Source organism: Streptosporangium sp. G12, from assembly GCF_052983175.1.
In genome coordinates, this window is the sequence record NZ_JBRIQO010000030.1 from 105,713 (window position 1) to 122,818 (window position 17,106).

The 17,106-nt window shown below is 70.7% G+C and carries 18 protein-coding genes; 4 read left to right on the plus strand and 14 right to left on the minus strand.

Features of this window, described 5'->3' with window-relative positions; genetic code table 11:
- Positions 1 to 154: 154 nt before the first annotated feature.
- Positions 155 to 2,047, plus strand: a complete 1,893-nt coding sequence (locus ACVCAG_RS37300; RefSeq protein WP_440086971.1) for a DUF3352 domain-containing protein — start codon at positions 155 to 157, stop codon at positions 2,045 to 2,047.
- Between the two features lie 219 nt (positions 2,048 to 2,266).
- Here the strand turns inward: ACVCAG_RS37300 and ACVCAG_RS37305 are convergent, their stop codons facing one another.
- From ACVCAG_RS37305 to clpS, 6 genes are all read right to left on the minus strand, one after another.
- Entirely contained in the window at positions 2,267 to 3,214 is a 948-nt protein-coding gene (locus ACVCAG_RS37305; RefSeq protein WP_440086972.1) for a cysteine synthase, read from the minus strand.
- Positions 3,215 to 3,369: 155 nt separating this feature from the next.
- On the minus strand, positions 3,370 to 3,648 hold the full coding sequence (locus tag ACVCAG_RS37310) for a MoaD/ThiS family protein (RefSeq protein ID WP_030906436.1): 279 nt from the start codon (positions 3,646 to 3,648) through the stop codon (positions 3,370 to 3,372).
- Positions 3,649 to 3,735: 87 nt separating this feature from the next.
- Complete coding sequence (locus ACVCAG_RS37315; protein ID WP_440086973.1) at positions 3,736 to 3,873, minus strand: hypothetical protein; 138 nt, start codon at positions 3,871 to 3,873, stop codon at positions 3,736 to 3,738.
- A 139-nt stretch (positions 3,874 to 4,012) separates the two neighbouring features.
- Complete coding sequence (locus tag ACVCAG_RS37320; protein ID WP_350973579.1) at positions 4,013 to 4,429, minus strand: M67 family metallopeptidase; 417 nt, start codon at positions 4,427 to 4,429, stop codon at positions 4,013 to 4,015.
- Positions 4,430 to 4,438: 9 nt separating this feature from the next.
- Complete coding sequence (locus ACVCAG_RS37325; RefSeq protein ID WP_362680058.1) at positions 4,439 to 4,963, minus strand: DUF2017 domain-containing protein; 525 nt, start codon at positions 4,961 to 4,963, stop codon at positions 4,439 to 4,441.
- Positions 4,964 to 5,129: 166 nt separating this feature from the next.
- Positions 5,130 to 5,417 carry an ATP-dependent Clp protease adapter ClpS gene (clpS, locus tag ACVCAG_RS37330; RefSeq protein ID WP_329091067.1) on the minus strand — a complete coding sequence of 96 codons (288 nt, stop codon included), beginning with the start codon at positions 5,415 to 5,417 and terminating at the stop codon, positions 5,130 to 5,132.
- Between the two features lie 40 nt (positions 5,418 to 5,457).
- Here clpS and ACVCAG_RS37335 point away from each other — a divergent pair, with 40 nt between their 5' ends.
- Both ACVCAG_RS37335 and ACVCAG_RS37340 read left to right on the plus strand, forming a co-directional pair.
- Positions 5,458 to 6,747, plus strand: coding sequence for a nicotinate phosphoribosyltransferase (locus tag ACVCAG_RS37335; RefSeq protein ID WP_440086974.1), 1,290 nt, complete (start codon positions 5,458 to 5,460; stop codon positions 6,745 to 6,747).
- A gap of 4 nt (positions 6,748 to 6,751) precedes the next feature.
- A complete protein-coding gene (locus ACVCAG_RS37340) occupies positions 6,752 to 7,327 on the plus strand; it encodes a nicotinamidase (RefSeq protein WP_440086975.1) in 576 nt (191 codons plus the stop codon).
- A gap of 6 nt (positions 7,328 to 7,333) precedes the next feature.
- On the opposite strand, the gene ACVCAG_RS37345 is transcribed toward ACVCAG_RS37340, so the two are convergent.
- The gene (locus tag ACVCAG_RS37345) at positions 7,334 to 8,008 is read right to left on the minus strand and encodes a hypothetical protein (protein ID WP_440086977.1); all 675 of its coding nucleotides are present in this window, start codon (positions 8,006 to 8,008) and stop codon (positions 7,334 to 7,336) included.
- Between the two features lie 189 nt (positions 8,009 to 8,197).
- On the opposite strand from ACVCAG_RS37345, the gene ACVCAG_RS37350 reads away from it, so the two are divergent.
- On the plus strand, positions 8,198 to 8,944 hold the full coding sequence (locus ACVCAG_RS37350; protein ID WP_440086978.1) for a hypothetical protein: 747 nt from the start codon (positions 8,198 to 8,200) through the stop codon (positions 8,942 to 8,944).
- A 56-nt stretch (positions 8,945 to 9,000) separates the two neighbouring features.
- Here the strand turns inward: ACVCAG_RS37350 and ACVCAG_RS37355 are convergent, their stop codons facing one another.
- The 7 genes from ACVCAG_RS37355 to ACVCAG_RS37385 form a co-directional block, all read right to left on the minus strand.
- Positions 9,001 to 10,752 carry a DEAD/DEAH box helicase family protein gene (locus tag ACVCAG_RS37355; RefSeq protein WP_440086979.1) on the minus strand — a complete coding sequence of 584 codons (1,752 nt, stop codon included), beginning with the start codon at positions 10,750 to 10,752 and terminating at the stop codon, positions 9,001 to 9,003.
- Positions 10,753 to 10,902: 150 nt separating this feature from the next.
- Positions 10,903 to 11,769, minus strand: coding sequence for a hypothetical protein (locus ACVCAG_RS37360; RefSeq protein ID WP_440086980.1), 867 nt, complete (start codon positions 11,767 to 11,769; stop codon positions 10,903 to 10,905).
- A gap of 98 nt (positions 11,770 to 11,867) precedes the next feature.
- Positions 11,868 to 13,259: an MFS transporter gene (locus ACVCAG_RS37365; RefSeq protein WP_440086981.1), complete on the minus strand. Its 1,392-nt coding sequence runs from the start codon at positions 13,257 to 13,259 to the stop codon at positions 11,868 to 11,870.
- Positions 13,256 to 14,176: a zinc metalloprotease gene (locus ACVCAG_RS37370; protein WP_440086982.1), complete on the minus strand. Its 921-nt coding sequence runs from the start codon at positions 14,174 to 14,176 to the stop codon at positions 13,256 to 13,258. The genes ACVCAG_RS37365 and ACVCAG_RS37370 overlap by 4 nt, the downstream gene beginning before the upstream one ends.
- 120 nt (positions 14,177 to 14,296) lie before the next feature.
- Positions 14,297 to 14,548, minus strand: coding sequence for a DUF3039 domain-containing protein (locus ACVCAG_RS37375; protein WP_329091055.1), 252 nt, complete (start codon positions 14,546 to 14,548; stop codon positions 14,297 to 14,299).
- Positions 14,549 to 14,775: 227 nt separating this feature from the next.
- Entirely contained in the window at positions 14,776 to 15,354 is a 579-nt protein-coding gene (locus ACVCAG_RS37380; protein WP_350973560.1) for a YqgE/AlgH family protein, read from the minus strand.
- A gap of 145 nt (positions 15,355 to 15,499) precedes the next feature.
- On the minus strand, positions 15,500 to 16,912 hold the full coding sequence (locus ACVCAG_RS37385) for an NAD-dependent malic enzyme (protein WP_362850780.1): 1,413 nt from the start codon (positions 16,910 to 16,912) through the stop codon (positions 15,500 to 15,502).
- Positions 16,913 to 17,106 lie beyond the last annotated feature (194 nt).

Genomic DNA, 17,106 nt, shown 5'->3' on the forward strand with positions numbered 1-17,106 from the left:
AGACCGACAAAGCAGACAACGGTCTATAAAGCACCGCTGAACAGGGGTTGATCCCGCTTAGATGCACCAATCACATAGTTAGTTCAATGCAAGCGGGTTGCTAGCAATGTGCACTAACTTCTCCCTATCCGCTAAGCCCACTTTGTGAGTGATCATGCCTGCCAACAATCCCCCCGACCAGTCGCCCACGCCGGGTCAGAACCCCGACAGGACGATCGCCTACCGATGGAACGAGGGCGCGCAGCACAACGACCAGCCGCACACACAGGCCTATCCGCAGAACGGCCAGCCCGGATATCCCCAGCCTTCCGGCGGCTACCAGCAGGGGCAGCCCTACCCGCAGCAGGGCCAGCCCTACCCGCAGCAGAACCCCCAGCAGGGCTACCAGCAGCAGCAGCAGCCGTACGGCCAGCAGGGTTACGGCCAGCAAGGCCAGCAGGGCCAGCAGGGCTACGGCCAGCAGGCCGGTCAGCCGTACGGCCAGCAGCAACCCGGCTACCAGCAGCAACAGCAGCAGAACTACGGCCAGCAGGCGTACGCGCAGCAGGGCGGGAACTGGCAGCAGGGTCCCGACTTCCTGAGCGCCGGGCCGCCGGCCGGTCCCCCCGCGCGCAAGAGCGGCGGTAAGGGCTGGCTGCTCGCGGCGATCGCCGCGCTGGTCGTGGCCCTCGTGGGCGGCGGCGGCTTCTTCGCGGTCAACCTGCTCAGCGGCGGCGGCGCGCAGCCGCACGACGTGCTGCCCGGCAACGCCATCGGCTACGTGCGCCTCGACCTCGACCCTGCCGCGAACCAGAAGGTGGCGCTGTTCACCATCGCCAGGAAGTTCACGGTCACCAAGGACTCCTTCACCGGCGAGGACCCGCGTCAGGCGATCTTCGACCTGATCAAGAAGGACGCCGACAGCCTCGGCAAGGTCGACTACGCCGCCGACATCGAGCCGTGGCTCGGCGTCCGCGTCGGCGTGGCCGCGCTGCCCCCGGCCAAGGCCGGCGCCGAGCCCGGCGCCGTGGTGGCCGTCCAGGTCACCGACCAGGACAAGGCCACGGCGGGCATCGCCAAGCTGATGGGCAAGGAGAAGTACGGCATCGCGTTCCGCGACGACTACGCGCTGCTCGCACCGACCCAGGCAGAGGCCGACAAGGCCGTCGCCGCCGAGCCGCTGTCGGGGAACGCCAACTTCTCCGACGACCTGAGCGCCCTTGGCGAGACCGGCGTCCTGTCCTTCTGGGCGGACGCGGGCAAGATCGCCGGACTGGCTCCCGAACTGGCGGCCCAGGACCCCACCGCCCTCGCCCAGATCAAGAACGTCCGCGTGGCGGGCGCCCTTCGCTTCGACGGCGAGTACGTCGAGCTCGCGGGCATCAGCCGCGGCGCCGAGAGCCTGGACATGGGCACTCCCGAGGCCTCCAAGATCGGCACGCTTCCGGCCTCCACCGCCGGCGCGATCTCGATCTCCGGTCTCGGCGAGGTGATCGGCAAGCAGTGGGCGCAGGTCATGAAGTCGGCCGACCAGGCCGCGGGCGGCGGCGTCCAGCAGTTCGCCGACCAGGCCAAGCAGAGGTACGGCCTGGCGCTCCCCGACGACCTGGTGACGCTGCTCGGCAAGAACATCACCCTCGCCATCGACTCCGGCGGCCTCAACACCAGCCAGCCGAAGTTCGGCGCGAAGATCGTCACCGACCCGGCCAAGGCGCAGGAGGTCGTCGGCAAGATCGAGAAGTTCCTCGCGGACTCCGGGACGGCCGTCCCGCAGCTCGCCAAGGTTCCCGGTGACGGCGTCTTCGTCCTGGCCAGCGCGCAGGACTACGCCGCCCTGCTCAACAAGGACGGCACCCTGGGCGACAGCGAGACCTTCCAGCTCGCGATCCCCAACGCCGGCGAGGCGACCTTCGCCCTCTACGCCGACCTGGACAAGGTGGAGAACCTCTATCTCAGCGGCCTCCAGGGCGAGGAGAAGGCCAACCTCCAGGTGCTCCGCGCCGTGGGCATGAGCGGCACCCAGTCGGGCAGCGAGGCGTCCTTCTCGCTGAGGCTCCTGTTCAACTGACCGACCTAATCCATCCGGCTCCCTGATCCTGTTCGATCAGGCCTCCCCAGATCCCCGGCCGGGCTCCGGCCCGCCGGGGATCGTCCCCGCCCGGGGACGGCGAGGGCGGGCGTCCCACCGGGACGCCCGCCCTTCGTCATCGACATGCCATTCGCCGTCGCGGTTTCTCCCGACCGCAGATCCCGCCACCGCGAGAAAGCCCCCTGGGACCTACCCGGACTAGGCCCAGAGCTGGCCTTCGAGCCGCTCCTCTGCCTCGTCCAGCGTCCCCTCGTAGGCGCCGGTGGACAGGTACTTCCAGCCGCCGTCCGCGACCACGAACACGATGTCGGCCCGCTCGCCCGCCTTGACGGCCTTGGCCGCCATGCCGAGCGCGGCGTGCAGGGCGGCGCCGGTGGAGACCCCCGCGAAGATGCCCTCCCCGGCCAGCAACTCCCGGGTGCGCCGGAGCGCGTCGGCCGAGGAGACCGAGAAACGCGTGGTGAGGACGTCGGCGTCGTACAGCTCGGGGATGAAGCCCTCGTCCACGTTGCGCAGTCCGTACACCAGCTCGCCGTACCGCGGCTCGGCGGCGACGATCTTCACGTCGGGTACGTGCTCGCGCAGGAACCTGCCGACGCCCATCAGGGTGCCCGTGGTGCCCAGACCGGCCACGAAGTGGGTGACGGACGGCAGGTCCTCCAGGATCTCCGGCCCCGTCGACTCGTAGTGCGAGCGCCAGTTGGCCGGGTTGCCGTACTGGTAGAGCATCACCCAGTCGGGGTTCTCCTCCGCCAGGCCCTTGGCGACCCTGACCGCCTCGTTGGAGCCGCCCGCCGCGGGCGAGGAGATGATCCGCGCCCCCCACATGCGCAGCAGCTGGCGGCGTTCCTCGGAGGTGTTCTCCGGCATCACGCAGATCAGCTTGTAGCCCTTGAGCCTGGCGGACATCGCCAGCGAGATGCCGGTGTTGCCGCTCGTGGGTTCGAGGATCGTGCAGCCCGGCTGGAGGAGCCCGTCCTTCTCCGCCTGCTCGATCATCCACAGTGCCGGACGGTCCTTGATCGAACCTGTCGGGTTTCGGTCTTCGAGCTTGGCCCAGATCCGCACGTCCTCCGAGGGCGAGAGCCTGGGCAGGCCGACCAGCGGGGTCCGGCCGACTGATTCGATCAGTGAGTCAAAACGCATGGTGTACGGCTTCCGCCTCGGGTTGACCTTGTGGTGACAGACCTTTGCCTCGCGGTGACGGCCCTGGAACCGCGGCGTACGCCACCCGCCCCGCGGGACCTCGCCGGATCTCTCGGGAGATCACGAAGTCTCGCGGGACGGGCGGCGCCGCGCGGCTAGCGGGAGCCGCCGGCCACGGCGGGCAGGACGGTGACCGTGTCGCCGTCGGCGACCGGCGTCTCCAGCCCGCCCAGAAAGCGGACGTCCTCGTCGTTCAGGTAGACGTTCACGAAGCGGCGCAGCGCGCCCTTGTCGACCAGGCGCTCCTTCAGCCCGGGATGCCGGGCCTCCAGATCGCCGATGAGCTCCTCGAGCGTGGCGCCCTTGGCGTCGACGGCCTTGGCACCGTCGGTGTAGGTGCGCAGGATGGTCGGAATGCGAACCTCGATGGCCATCGCGGGTCAATCTCCTTGCGTCGTCATGGGAGTAAAGCCCACCGGATCAGAACACCGGCGAGCACCGGAGGATTCCAGAAAAGCCGGTCAGCGACAGTCGTAGACGACGACGGAGGGCGTGTGCGCGAACAGGAAGTTCTGTACGGACGCGACACCCGCGTGCCGCGCCCGGGGGCCGGGACGCGAGAGCACGACGTCCTCCTGGCTCGGGGCGACGGTCAGCATGCTCGCCAGTTTACCCAAAGGGACCATTCGCCTCACGGCCGTACCGGGCACCGATGCCGTACGAATCCGGGACACCACCCGGACGGTGACGGTCGCCCGGAAACGTGAGGCCTCGGACATGAGACCCGGACGGTGACGGTCACCCGGAGGTGATCGTCACCTCCTCCTCGCTCACGACGCCGTCGACGATCCGGTACGAGCGGAACTCGGCCTTCTCCCCCAGCTCCTCCCGGGTGGAGACCAGCACGTAGTGGGCGTTCGGCTCGGAGGCGTAGGAGATGTCGGTACGGGAGGGATAGGCCTCGGTTGCGGTGTGGGAGTGGTAGATGACCACCGGCTCCTCGTCGCGGTCGTCCATCTCCCGCCAGACGCGCAGCTGCTCCAGCGAGTCGAACCGGTAGAACGTCGGCGACCGCTCGGCGTTCTCCATCGCGACGAACCGTTCGGGAGAGTCGGAGCCGACCGGGCCGGCGATCACGCCGCAGGCCTCGTCGGGATGATCCGCCCGAGCGTGCGCGATGATCCTGTCAACCAGTTCCCGAGAGATCGTGAGCATGACTGGAAGTTACCAAAGGGCACGGACCAGGGTGTCCTGGAGGTAGGTCAGCCAGTCGTAGATGACGTACGCCGGATAGCGGGGGTCGCTCTCCGACATGTCGGCGATCTCGTCGTGCACCTCCTCGGTCACCTCCAGCCGGGTGCCGAGCGCGAGCCGCACGTCGTTCAGCGCGCGCATCCACGCCTGCGCCTGCTCCCTGGTCAGCTCGACCCGGCCGGGCTCGGCGCTGTCGAGCATCGTCTTGGCGTCGGCCCGCTTGCCCTCGCGCAGCGTCGCCTCGGTGTATCTGCGGAACTCGGCGGCCGCCTCGCCGTCCTCGTAGGCCGAGGGGAACAGCCGGGCCAGCACCGGGTCGTCGGACTGCTCGGAGGCGCCGATGCCGAGCGCCTTCTCCAGGGGGTCGTCACCCGTCTCCCCCGGCTCGATCAGGCCCAGGATCTGGGTGACCAGCGAGCGCAGGATCGACACCTCGGCGGCGTCGAAACCCGTGATCACGCCGCCCTCGCGCCCCGGCTTGAACCCCGAACTCATCTCTCGCCCACCATTCCTCGCGGACTCCACCCGAGATCCGCCCGCCACCCGCCGCCCGGCCGTCGCTCGGGGCCTCGGCGCTCCGGACCTCGGCGCTCCGTGCCCGAAGGCTTCGAGCCCGGCCGCCCGCCGCGCCGCGACGAGTGACGCCGGGCCGCCCGCGCGCTCACGAATCCCGCTGGACGGTGGCCCACAGCCCGTACGAGTGCATGATCTGCGCGTCGCGCTCCATCTCCTCGCGGGTGCCGCTGGAGACCACGGCCTTGCCCTTGTGGTGCACGTCGAGCATCAACTTCTCGGCCTTCTCCTTGGAGTATCCGAAAACGGACTGGAAGACGTACGTCACATAGGACATCAGATTGACCGGGTCGTTCCAGACGATCGTCAACCATGGCAGATCGGGTCTTACGTCGATTGACGGACGCTCGACCTCCGTTGGAGCGGTGCTACCCACATTCACCAGTCTGCCCTACCCCGGGCTTAGTCTTCGACTCGTGACAAAGAGCATGAGCACCGCGTTGCTTACCGATCACTATGAGCTGACGATGTTGGAGGCGGCGCTGAGAAGCGGGGCCGCCTCCAGACGGGCGGTCTTCGAGGTGTTCGCGCGCCAGCTGCCCGGCGGGCGGCGCTACGGGGTCGTGGCGGGAACCGGCCGGGTGCTGGACGCGCTGGAGTCCTTCCGCTTCGACGAGGAGTCCCTGGCGTTCCTGCGGGACAACGAGGTGGTCGACGAGCCCACCCTGGAGTTCCTCGCCGGATACCGGTTCTCCGGGAACGTGGACGGCTACGCCGAGGGCGAGTGCTACTTCCCCGGTTCCCCGATCATGACGGTGGAGGGCACGTTCGCCGAGGCCGTGCTGCTGGAGACCGTGATCCTGTCGATCCTCAACCACGACTGCGCGATCGCCACCGCCGCCACGCGCATGATCCGCGCGGCCGGGACGAGGCCCCTCATCGAGATGGGCTCGCGGCGCACCCACGAGGCGGCGGCCGTGGCCGCGGCGCGGGCCGCCTACCTCTGCGGGTTCTCCTCCACCTCCAACCTCATGGCCGGCCGCGAGTACGGCATACCGACCGCCGGGACCGCGGCCCACGCGTTCACCCTGCTCCACGGCTCCGAGGAGCAGGCCTTCCAGGCCCAGATCGCCTCTCTCGGCCCCGGCACCACGCTGCTCGTGGACACCTACGACGTGGCCCAGGCCGTACGGACCGCGGTGGAACTCGCCGGGCCCTCCCTCGGAGCGGTCCGCCTCGACTCCGGCGACCTCGGCCAGGTCGCCCACGAGGTCCGCGAGCAGCTCGACGCGCTCGGCGCCCACAAGACCCGGATCATCGTCACCAGCGACCTCGACGAGTACGCCATCGCCGCGCTCGCCTCCGCCCCCGTGGACGGCTACGGCGTCGGCACGTCACTGGTCACCGGCTCCGGCTCGCCCACCGCCGCCCTGGTCTACAAGCTCGTCGCCCGCGAGGACGCCGAAGGGGTGGTGCGGCCGGTGGCCAAGAAGTCGGTGGGCAAGCCCAGCCGGGGCGGGCGCAAGGAGGCCTTCCGCGAGCTCGACGCCGGTGGCACGGCGGTCGCCGAGCTGGTCACCGTCTCGGGCGAGCGCCCCTCGGACGCCCGCCCGCTGCAGGTTCCGCTGCTCAGGGAGGGGGAGATCGTCGGGCGCGAGAAGCTGGACGAGGCCCGCGCACGGCACCGCGAGGCCGTCGCCGAGCTGCCCTCGAACGCCCACCAGCTGTCCCGTGGCTACGCCGCGATCCCCACCGTGTTTGACTGATCGCATGCCAACCGCACTCATCATCGTCGACGTCCAGAACGACTTCTGCGAGGGCGGCAGCCTTCCGGTCGGCGGCGGCGCCGAGGTGGCCGCCGCCATCTCCAGGCACGCCGCCTCACACGGCTACGACCACGTCGTGGCCACCCGTGACCATCACGTCGACCCCGGCTCCCACTTCGCCGCCGAACCCGACTACGTGAGCACCTGGCCCGCCCACTGCGTCGCCGGGACCCCGGGGGCCGGCTTCCACCCCGCCTTCGACACCGCACGCGTCGAGGAGGTGTTCAGCAAGGGTGCCCACAGCGGCGCCTACAGCGGCTTCGAGGGCGTCACCGCCGACGGTACGAGCCTGGCCGACTGGCTCGGCGAGCGCCGCGTGGACGCGGTGGACGTCGTCGGGATCGCCACCGACCACTGTGTGCGGGCCACCGCCCTGGACGCGGTCGCGCACGGCCTGTCCGTTCAGGTGCTCCTCGACCTCACCGCCGGGGTGTCCGCCCCGACCACCGAGGCCGCCCTCGCCGAACTCCGCTCCGCCGGAGCCCGCCTCGCGGGCACACCCGTGGTCCGCCCGGCCTGACGTCTCTCAGCTCTGCGGCATCCCCAGAAAAAGGATCATCCGGTCGAGCTTCCCGTCCATGGTCCGGTGGTTCTCCTTCAGCTCGCCGATGTCGCACGCCATGGCCTTCATGTCGCGCTTGACCCCGACCATGTCCTCCGCCAGGACCGCGACATCCTGTTTGACCCCGTCGAGGTCCTCCTTGGTCGCACACCTCGCGACCTCCACCCGAAGCTCGGCCACATCCTCCTTGACCTCGGCCATGTCCACCTTGAGCCCAGCAACATCCACCTTGAGCCCGGCCACATCCTCCTTGACCTCGGCCATGTCCACCTTGAGCCCAGCAACATCCTCCTTGAGCCCGGCCACATCCTCCTTGAGGCCAGCGACATCCTCCTTGACCTCGGCCATGTCCACCTTGAGGCCAGCGACATCCTCCTTGACCTCGGCCATGTCCACCTTGAGCCCGGCCACATCCACCTTGAGGCCAGCGACATCCTCCTTGACCTCGGCCATGTCCACCTTGAGCCCGGCCACATCCTCCTTGACCTCGGCGAGGTCTTCCTTGGTCGCGCACTTCGCGACCTCCTGCCTGACCTCGGCGAGGTCTTCCTTGGTGGCGAGGGTGTCCATCCTCGCCATGATCTGCTCGAACATAGGAGCCACGTACTCCATGATCTCGGTACGGATCATCTCGGCCAACACTTGTCCTCTTTGGGTGCATCACAGGGGGAACCCGGCGGAGGGCCCGGGATGGTCACGACGGCACATTACCAACAACGACCACTCTGAGCATCCGAACGATTACCGGATCGGCATGGATGGGTAAACAGAACCATCACCGGTTGCGACAGGAGTATCACGGGGAGTCGAGACTTCTTACTACCGGTGGTGACCTCTATGTTCGTGCTCGGCGTCTCCTGGCTGATCCTGACCCCGCTGTGCCTGTGGAACCTGTTTCGCGGAGGGACGCTGGTACGGCTGACGAGCGTGCTGTCGCTGGTCGCGCTGGAAGCGGCCACGATCTGGGCCACCACGGTCGTCCAGGTTCCCGCGCGGACTCCGATCGCCGCGCCCCCGGCCCCGGCGGCCCAGCCGCAGATCCGGGCTCCGTACCCGGCGTACCCGGCGTCCCCGGCGGCCCACGCGCCGACGCCGCCCCCCGAGGCGGCCCAGCAGGGCGCGCGGGACGCACGGGGAGCACAGGCGGGACGGGGAGAGCGGCTCGTACAGGGTGAGCCGGGCGAGCGGGGCGCCTCCGGCGCGCGGGACACGTCCTGTCGCGGCCGGATGCCGGCCCCCGAGCGGGTGCGGCTGGCTCGCCGCCAGGGCGCGCCGCGCGGCGTGACGCTCTTCTGGAAGGCCAGGGCGGACGAGTGCGACACCGCGACCGTGGTCCTGCACCACAGGAAGCGCACGATCAAGGTCTGGATGCGCGAGGACGAGGCGGAGAACCGTTCGTCCGGCGCCACCACGTGGCCCGTGAGCGTCGCCGGTGGCGTGGCCTCCCTGGAGGTGCCGCTCACGGTGCCGGTGCGCGACACGGGGGCCTTCAGGGCGATCGACGGGCGGACCGGCAGGCCGATCGCCCTCATCCGGCCGGGTCGCATACCGGAGGAGCCGTCCACGCTCCGGTGACCCGGCCCGGCGGGACCGCCGGGCCGGGTGGCGATCCGCCCGGCCCGGTGACCCGGTCAGCGGGAGCGCTGGGTGGCCCAGTGGCGGATCTTGCCGATCCGCTCCTGGATCTGCTCGGCGGAGGCCTGCGCGATGGCGGGCCCGCCACAGGCCCTGCGGAGCTCGGCGTGGATGACGCCGTGGGGCTGGCCGGTGCGGTGGTTCCAGGCGCCGACGAGGCCGTTGAGCTCCTTGCGGAGATTGGCGATCAGCTCGTGCGGGGCGAGCTGCGGCTCCTTGGGCTCGGGCTTGTTGCGCCTGGCCTTCAGCTGGTCGGACTGGCGCTTGCTCAGCAGGGTGCGGACCTGGTCCGGCTCCAGCAGGCCCGGCAGGCCGAGGAAGTCCTCCTCCTCGGGGGAACCCGTCTCCGCCGCGCTGCCGAACTCGCCGCCGTCGAAGAGGACCCGGTCGAAGGTGGCGACCGCCTCCAGGGTCTCGAACGGCAGTTCGTCACCCACGACGTCGGGGTTGTCCTTCTTGCGCTGGGCGTCCTCCAGGAGGAAGTCGTCCAGTCCCTCCTCGGGAGGCTTACGGTCGAGCACGTGGTCGCGCTCGGCCTCCATCTCCCCTGCCAGGCCCATCAGGGTCGGCACGGAGGGCACGAAGACGGACGCGGTCTCGCCCCGCTTGCGGGCGCGGACGAAGCGGCCGACGGCCTGGGCGAAGAACAGCGGGGTCGAGATGCTCGTCGCGTAGACGCCGACGGCCAGGCGCGGGATGTCGACCCCTTCGGAGACCATCCGGACCGCGACCAGCCAGCGCTGCTCGGAGGCGGAGAACTCCTTGATCTTCTTGGACGCCGTGGGGTCGTCGGAGAGCACGACCGTGGCGCCCTCCCCGGTGATGGTCCGGATGTGGCGGGCGTAGGCGCGGGCGGTCTCGTGGTCGGTCGCGATGACCAGGGCCCCGGCGTCGGGCACGCCCCTGCGCACCTCGGTCAGGCGCCGGTCGGCCGCCCGGAGGACCTGGCGGATCCACTCGCCCTTCGGGTCGAGCGCGGCCCTCCAGGCCTGGCCGAGCTGGTCCTTGGTGAGCGGGGTGCCGAGGGTCGCGGCGATCTCGTCGCCCGCGCGGGTCCGCCAGCGCATCTCACCGGCGTAGGCGAGGAAGATGACCGGCCGGACGACGCCGTCGGCGAGTGCCGGGCCGTACCCGTAGGAGTAGTCGGAGACGCTGCGCCGGACCCCGTCGCCGTCCTCGGCGTAGGTGACGAAGGGGATCGGGTTGACGTCGGACCTGAAGGGGGTTCCGGTCAGGGCGAGGCGTCTGGCGGCCGGCTCGAACGCCTCCCGCACGCCGTCGCCCCAGGACTTCGCGTCGCCCGCGTGGTGGATCTCGTCGAAGATCACGAGCGTCTTGCGTGCCTCGGTGCGGGCGCGGTGCAGCGCCGGGTGCATGGACACCTGGGCGTAGGTGATGGCCACCCCGATGTAGTCGCGGGAGGTGGCGCCCTGGCTGTTCTTGAACTCCGGGTCGATCGCGATGCCGACCTTGCTCGCGGCGTCCGCCCACTGCTGCTTGAGGTGCTCCGTCGGTGTGACGATCGTCACAGCCCGGATGATGCCTCGTGACAGGAGGTCGCTGGCGATGCGGAGCGCGAAGGTCGTCTTGCCCGCACCCGGTGTGGCGACCGCGAGGAAGTCGCGCGGCTCACGGCTGGAGTACAGGTCAAAGGCCTCCTGCTGCCACGCGCGAAGCTTCGGCGCGGTGCCCCAGGCGGCACGGTCCGGATATGAGGGCGAGAGGTGGGATGCGGCGAAAGTGCTCACAGTGTCCCCAGGGTAATCTGCGCCGCCGACAAGACGTGCCGATCCGCCGACATCCTCGCCAAGGTCGTCTCCTCGTGCTAGTGACTCGTGCCGGTGATTCGCGAAGCCGGAAACCCCGGACTCGCGGTGCCGGAACCGCGCGAGACCCCCTCAGCGCAGGCCCGCGATCACCGTGTCGATCTCGGCCCTCGACACGGGGTCGTCCGGCTGGGTCATCGCGACCACGACCACCGGGCGCGTCCCGGCCCCCGTGAGGAAGACCACGCGCAGGTACGCGGGCCGGTTCACCACGTCCAGGTACTCCGCGCGCAGGGAGCGGGTGTGCCCGGTGCGCGCCCCCACGGTGATCTCCGTGTCGTCCACGACCTTCACCTCGTCGCCGTGGAGCAGGAGCCGCGCGTACAGGTCGCTGAGCTCGGCGGTGGTGGCGCGCACGTCGGTCACGGGCTCCGCGGGCATGACCATCACGGTCGTGTTGACGCCGTCGCCCGCGGCCGAGGTGAAGTCCGTGACCGGTGGCACCGTACCCGCGAGCCAGCGGTCGGGCAGCGGGTAGCTGACCCCCGCGACCGGGTCGGTCACCCGCCCCGGCGGCGGGGAGGGCAGCGCCCGCAGCGCCAGCACGACCACCCCGGCGATGACGCCGCCCCCCACGGCCAGGGCGAGCAGTACGAGCAGCACGCGCCGCAGGCGCCCCGGACGGCGCTCGGGAGGCGCGATGGGCGTGCCGTACCAGCGGGCCGAGGGCGGGAGGTCGTCGCCGGGCTCGGGGATGCGGGGAGGCCATGTCAGGCCGGAGCGGGCGTCGGACGGCTCGTCCTCCGGCGGCGGCCAGGGGCGGTACTCGTCGTCCTCGGGCGCCGGCCAGGGACGGCGCTCGTCGTCGAGGTCCGGATCAGAGCGCGGCCACACCTCGTCCTCGGCCGCCCGCGCGGCCCTGCGGGCCCGCCGGGACCTGCGCCCACCGCCACGGCCGGACTCGTCGGGCGGGTCCGACCGGCGAGGTCGTTCGTGCACGGGACCTCCTCCCGGCGGCGACGGTCCTACCGTCCTACCACGCATCCCGCGGCGTGACCCGGCTATGGGTGATCGCTGTTACGGGAGTGACCAATGAGTCATGGGATGTCCTTCATGCGCCGGGCCACGACCGTTCCGAAGAGCCCGATGGAGGCCATCAACACGACGATCGTGGTGTAACCGGTGGCGATGTCGTCGTGGCCGATCAGGTTGATCAAAACACCGCCGAAGCCGATGGTGATCGCGCTGCCCAGGGTGTCGACGACCTGGAGCGCGGCGGAGTTCGCGCCCTGCTCGGCGTCGGGCGACTGGCGCATCGCGGTGACGTTGACGCTGGTCATGCCGATGCCCATGCCGAACCCGGCGACGACCCAGGCGGGCACGGTGACCCAGCCGCTGACCCCGGGCACGAGGGCGAGCAGGGTCATCAGGATGCCCGTGGTGATCGCCATGGCGCCGATCCGTACCAGCAGCGGCCTGTCGTACGAGCGGCGGGTCTGCAGGTAGGAGCCGGTGGTCCAGCCCAGGGCGCCGAGGGTGAGCGCGACCCCCGCCTCGGCGACGGAGAAGCCGTGCACCTTGGTGAGGAGCAGCGGGATGAAGGCGTTGACCCCGAAGAACGCCGAGGCGAGCACCCCGCGCATCATGATCGTGGTGGGCAGGCCGCGGCCGAACCTGAGGGCCCGGGGCGGCAGCAACCTCGGCAGGCCCGCGGCGAGGACGGCCAGCCCGGCGACGGTGGCGATCCCGCCCGGCACGGGCGCCTCGTGAAGGTGGCTCGCCCCGTACAGCAGGACGCCGGCGCCGCACGCCGTGGCGGTGGCGGCCAGAGTCATCGCCAGCGGCCTGGAGCGGGGTCCCGTGGAGGGCGTGGGCGCCGGGGAGTGCCCGCCGATGCGCAACGCGGGCAGGAGCATCACGAGGGCGGGGACGACCAGCGGCACGATGCCGTAGAAGACCCACCGCCATCCCGCGGTCTCGGCGATGAGGCCGGTGAGGCCGGGCCCGACCAGGGCGGGGAGTACCCAGGCCGCCGACAGCGCGGCGAACACCCGGGGCCGGGTCGCCGGGACGTAGACCCGCGCGATCATCACGTAGATCGCCACGATGACGGCGCCGCCGCCGAGGCCCTGCACGACCCGCGCGACGATGAACAGCTCCTTGGATCCGGCGGCCCCGGCCATGGCCATACCGGCCGTGAACAGCCCCACGCCGAGCAGGAACGGCCAGGCGTGCCCTCGCCGGTCGGACCAGAGCCCGGCGACGACGTTGGCGAACAGACCGGCGATGAGGAAGGCGGAGAAGCTCACCCCGTACAGGTCGAGGGCGTCGAGGTCCTCGGAGACGGCGGGCATGACCGTGCCCACGGACATGCCCTCGAAGGCGATCAGCGTGACGACGAGCAGGATGCCCAGGGAGGCGGTCCGGTATTCGGGACCGAAGATCCGGGGGGTTTCGTATGGAGCGTCGGCTGTCTTCGGTGCTGTCACCCGTCAAGGGTAGTGTCCGCTCCCCGGCCTCGGTAGACGGCCCACATCTCCTGCATCCTGGCGGCCTGACCAGGGGTGAACCCGGACATGCAGCGGTCGTCGGAGTAGTCCATGAAGTTGTGGATGGGGTCGGGCCCGCCGCCCTTGCACGTGTCCTTGATCAGCGGGCAGCCCTCGGTGGGCTGCCCCTCGGGCTCGGTGTCGGCCACGCCGTCGCCCGGCGGATCGCAGCCCTTCTCGAAGGTGTGCAGCAGCCCGAGCCAGTGCCCGATCTCGTGGACGCCGGTGTACCCCCGGTCGAAGCTGCGCATCGCCCCGCCGGGCAGGCTCCGCCAGTCGACGACCACGCCGTCGAGGCCGGGCTCCTTACCGTACCCGTGGGGGTAGGTGGAGTAGCCGAGCACCAGCTCGCCGAGCTGGGCGAGATAGAGGTTGAGGGTCTCGGGGCCGCCCCTGCGCACCCGTTTGATCGCCCGCTCGTGGGTGACGGGCTCGCGGAACCAGGCCGCATTGGCGGTACGGGTGACGCCGTCCAGCCTGAACCGGATCCCGGTGTCCGCGCCGCCGAACCGCCCGGAGTAGGCGGCGTTGAGCGTGGCGATCTGGGCGCGCACGGCGACGTCGGGCGCGCCGAGGCGGCCGTCGGTGATGACGTGCACCCAGGTGGGCACGGTGATGGCGAGCAGGCGCGGGAGCGGGCTCGATCCGCGCCGCCCGCCGGCGCGCGCGGGTGACGGCGCGGACGGCACCGACGACACAGGCGGCACCGACGCGTGCTCCGCCGCCACGGGACGGGCGAGCCGGGAGGCGTGGGCGCACCCCGGTGGCCCGGGCGCGGCCGTACCGGGCGCGGCCGTACCGCCGGGAAGGGCCGGAACGGGAGGAGAGGCGCCCACCGTGAACAGGCATGCGGACACAACGGCGATCGCACGCCGAAACATGGACTCCCCCGACAGATCCCAGACGCTGGTCGTTCGCCGCCCCCCGGCGGCATCCCGACCGTAGCCTCATCTGTGGCGATCACCCATGAGCAACACTCACTCGTTGTTGCTGTCTTCGCCCTTCGGCAGACCCGAGTAGATCTCCTTGCACTCCGGGCAGACCGGGAACTTCTGGGGGTCGCGGTTCGGCACCCAGACCTTCCCGCAGAGCGCGCGGACCGGGGTCCCGCTCAGCGCGCTCTCCATGATCTTGTTCTTCTCGACGTAGTGGGCGAAGCGCTCGTGGTCGCCGTCGCCGTGCGACAGGTCCGGCCGGACGTCGCTCTCAGGGAGAATCTTCGTACTCACCCTGGCGATTTTATGCCCGTACCACCGCGCTCGGGGCACCGGCGGCCGGTGGGTCGCGGAACACCTCCCACCGGCGCGGGCACGACCGCCGTCGCGAGCACGGCCACCGGCGCGGGCACGACGCCCCTGACCGGCCCGGCGCCCCTCCGACCGGCCCGGTGCCCGGGTGGCGGGATCCCGCGCGGGCCCGGCCGCCTGGGGACGGCCGTCCGGAAGCGGCCGTCCGGCTAGTTCATCGACGGGTCGTCGGGACAGGTGGCCACGTAGGCGAGCTCGCCCCGCTGTCGGCGCAGCACCGCCCGCCACAGCGACTCGGGCTCGTGGTGGAAGGTGTCACCGGGCTCCGCGTCCACGACGTACCAGGCGCCCTCGCCGATCTCGCTCTCCAGCTGGCCCGCCGACCATCCCGCGTACCCCGCGAAGATGCGCATCTGGGCGATCTCCCCGGCGAGGATCTCCGGCGGCGCGTCGAGGTCGACGGTGCCGAGCCTGGAGACGGCCGCGGTGCCCGCGTGCAGCCTCCGCCAGCCGAGCGGTTCCTGGCCGCTCGGGACGGCGGCCAGCGCCAGCGCGCTGTCGGTCTGGACGGGGCCGCCCTGGAACAGCACGGACGGGCCGGTGACCATGGTGTCCCAGGTGGGGAGCACCTGGGTCACCGAGATGTCACTCGGTCTGTTGAGCACCACGCCCAGGGTGCCGCCGTCGAGGTCGTGTTCCAGCACCAGGACCACGCTGCGCCGGAAGTTGGGATCTTCCAGTTGCGGCGTCGCCACCAGAAGCCCACCGACGTAGATCGCCTCCGCCATACCTCCATCATGAGGGGTGGACCCCCTTTCGCGCTGCTCCACCCGCTCTTCCGATGGTTCGGGCCTCACCCGGTGTCACGTGACACGCGGGTGAGCGCACTCCCCGGAGCGGGACGGGAGCCGTGGGTAACCGTCTGCGCCCGCGTCACGCCTCCGTCATGCCCGTACGAGCCCGGCCACCGGCCGACTCGCGCACGGCCGCCGCGACGGCGCCCGACACGTCCGGGTGGAACACGCTGGGGATGATGTAGTTGGGGCCGAGCTCCTCGGCGGTCACCACGGCGGCCAGCGCCTTGGCCGCGGCCAGCAGCATCTCCTGGCTGACCACGGTGGCCTGGGCGTCGAGCAGGCCGCGGAAGACACCGGGGAAGGCCAGCACGTTGTTGATCTGGTTCGGGTAGTCGGAGCGGCCGGTGGCGACCACGGCGGCGTACTCGCGGGCGTCGTCGGGCGAGATCTCGGGCTCGGGGTTGGCGAGCGCGAAGACCACGGCGTCCTTGGCCATCGTGGCGATGTCGTCGCCGTTGAGGATGCCGGGCGCGGACACGCCGATGAACACGTCGGCGCCCTTGACCGCGCCGCGCAGGTCGCCGGAGTAGCCCTCGGCGTTGGTGTGGTCGGCGATCCACTGGAGCGAGTCGTCCAGGTCCTGGCGGCCGCGGTGCACGGCGCCCAGGTAGTCGCAGACGACCAGGTTGCGGGCGCCCGCAGCGAGCAGCAGGCGCAGCACCGCCGTACCGGCCGCGCCCGCGCCCGCGAGGGCGATGCGGACCTCGCCCAGGTCCTTGCCGACCACGCGCAGCGCGTTGGTGAGCGCGGCGAGCACGCAGATCGCGGTGCCGTGCTGGTCGTCGTGGAAGACCGGGATGTCCAGCAGATCGCGCAGCCGCCGCTCCACCTCGAAGCAGCGCGGCGCCGAGATGTCCTCCAGGTTGATGCCGCCGAAGCCGGGGGCGATGATCTGCACCGTGCGCACGATCTCGTCGACGTCCTGGGTGTCCAGGCAGATCGGCCAGGCGTCGATGTCGGCGAACCGCTTGAACAGCGCGGCCTTGCCCTCCATGACGGGGAGCGCGGCGGCCGGGCCGATGTTGCCCAGGCCGAGCACCGCCGAGCCGTCGGTGACGACGGCGACGGTGTTGCGCTTGATGGTCAGACGGCGGGCGTCCTCGGGGTTGCGGGCGATGGCCATGGAGACCCGGGCGACGCCGGGCGTGTAGGCCATCGAGAGCTCGTCGCGGTTGCGCAGCGGCACCTTCGACCGCATCTCGATCTTGCCGCCGAGATGCATGAGGAAGGTCCGGTCCGAGACCTTGTGGATGACGACGCCCTCGACGCCCTCCAGCTTGTCGACGATCGCCTGCGCGTGATCGGTGTCACGCGCGGCGCAGGTGACGTCGATGCGCAGCGTTTCATGGCCGGCCGTGGTCACGTCGAGCGCGGTGACCACACCTCCTGCTGACTCTACGGCGTGGGTGAGCTGGCTGACGGCATTGCCGCCGGCGGGCACCTCCAGGCGCACGGTGATGGAGTACGACACACTCGGCACGGTGGCCACAGCCAATCCGCTCCTTTGCGACTGACTTTGGTTGGGATGGTTTCCATCGTGCCATCCCATGACGAGTGTGCGCGCCCAGGTCGGCGGGCCTGCGCATATAGATGCGGTCACGACATACCGTTGCTTGTGAGTGTGCTGTGGTGAGCGCGCTCTCAGGCAGCTTCCGGCTTGCGCCGGAGCGTTCCCCGTTTCCG

Bases quoted from the DNA above. Each gene is read 5' to 3' on its own strand.
- ACVCAG_RS37300 (WP_440086971.1), top strand. From the start codon at position 155: ATGCCTGCCAACAATCCCCCCGACCAGTCGCCCACGCCGGGTCAGAAC.
- ACVCAG_RS37305 (WP_440086972.1), bottom strand. From the start codon at position 3,214: ATGCGTTTTGACTCACTGATCGAATCAGTCGGCCGGACCCCGCTGGTC.
- ACVCAG_RS37310 (WP_030906436.1), bottom strand. From the start codon at position 3,648: ATGGCCATCGAGGTTCGCATTCCGACCATCCTGCGCACCTACACCGAC.
- ACVCAG_RS37315 (WP_440086973.1), bottom strand. From the start codon at position 3,873: ATGCTGACCGTCGCCCCGAGCCAGGAGGACGTCGTGCTCTCGCGTCCC.
- ACVCAG_RS37320 (WP_350973579.1), bottom strand. From the start codon at position 4,429: ATGCTCACGATCTCTCGGGAACTGGTTGACAGGATCATCGCGCACGCT.
- ACVCAG_RS37325 (WP_362680058.1), bottom strand. From the start codon at position 4,963: ATGAGTTCGGGGTTCAAGCCGGGGCGCGAGGGCGGCGTGATCACGGGT.
- ACVCAG_RS37340 (WP_440086975.1), top strand. From the start codon at position 6,752: ATGCCAACCGCACTCATCATCGTCGACGTCCAGAACGACTTCTGCGAG.
- ACVCAG_RS37380 (WP_350973560.1), bottom strand. From the start codon at position 15,354: ATGGCGGAGGCGATCTACGTCGGTGGGCTTCTGGTGGCGACGCCGCAA.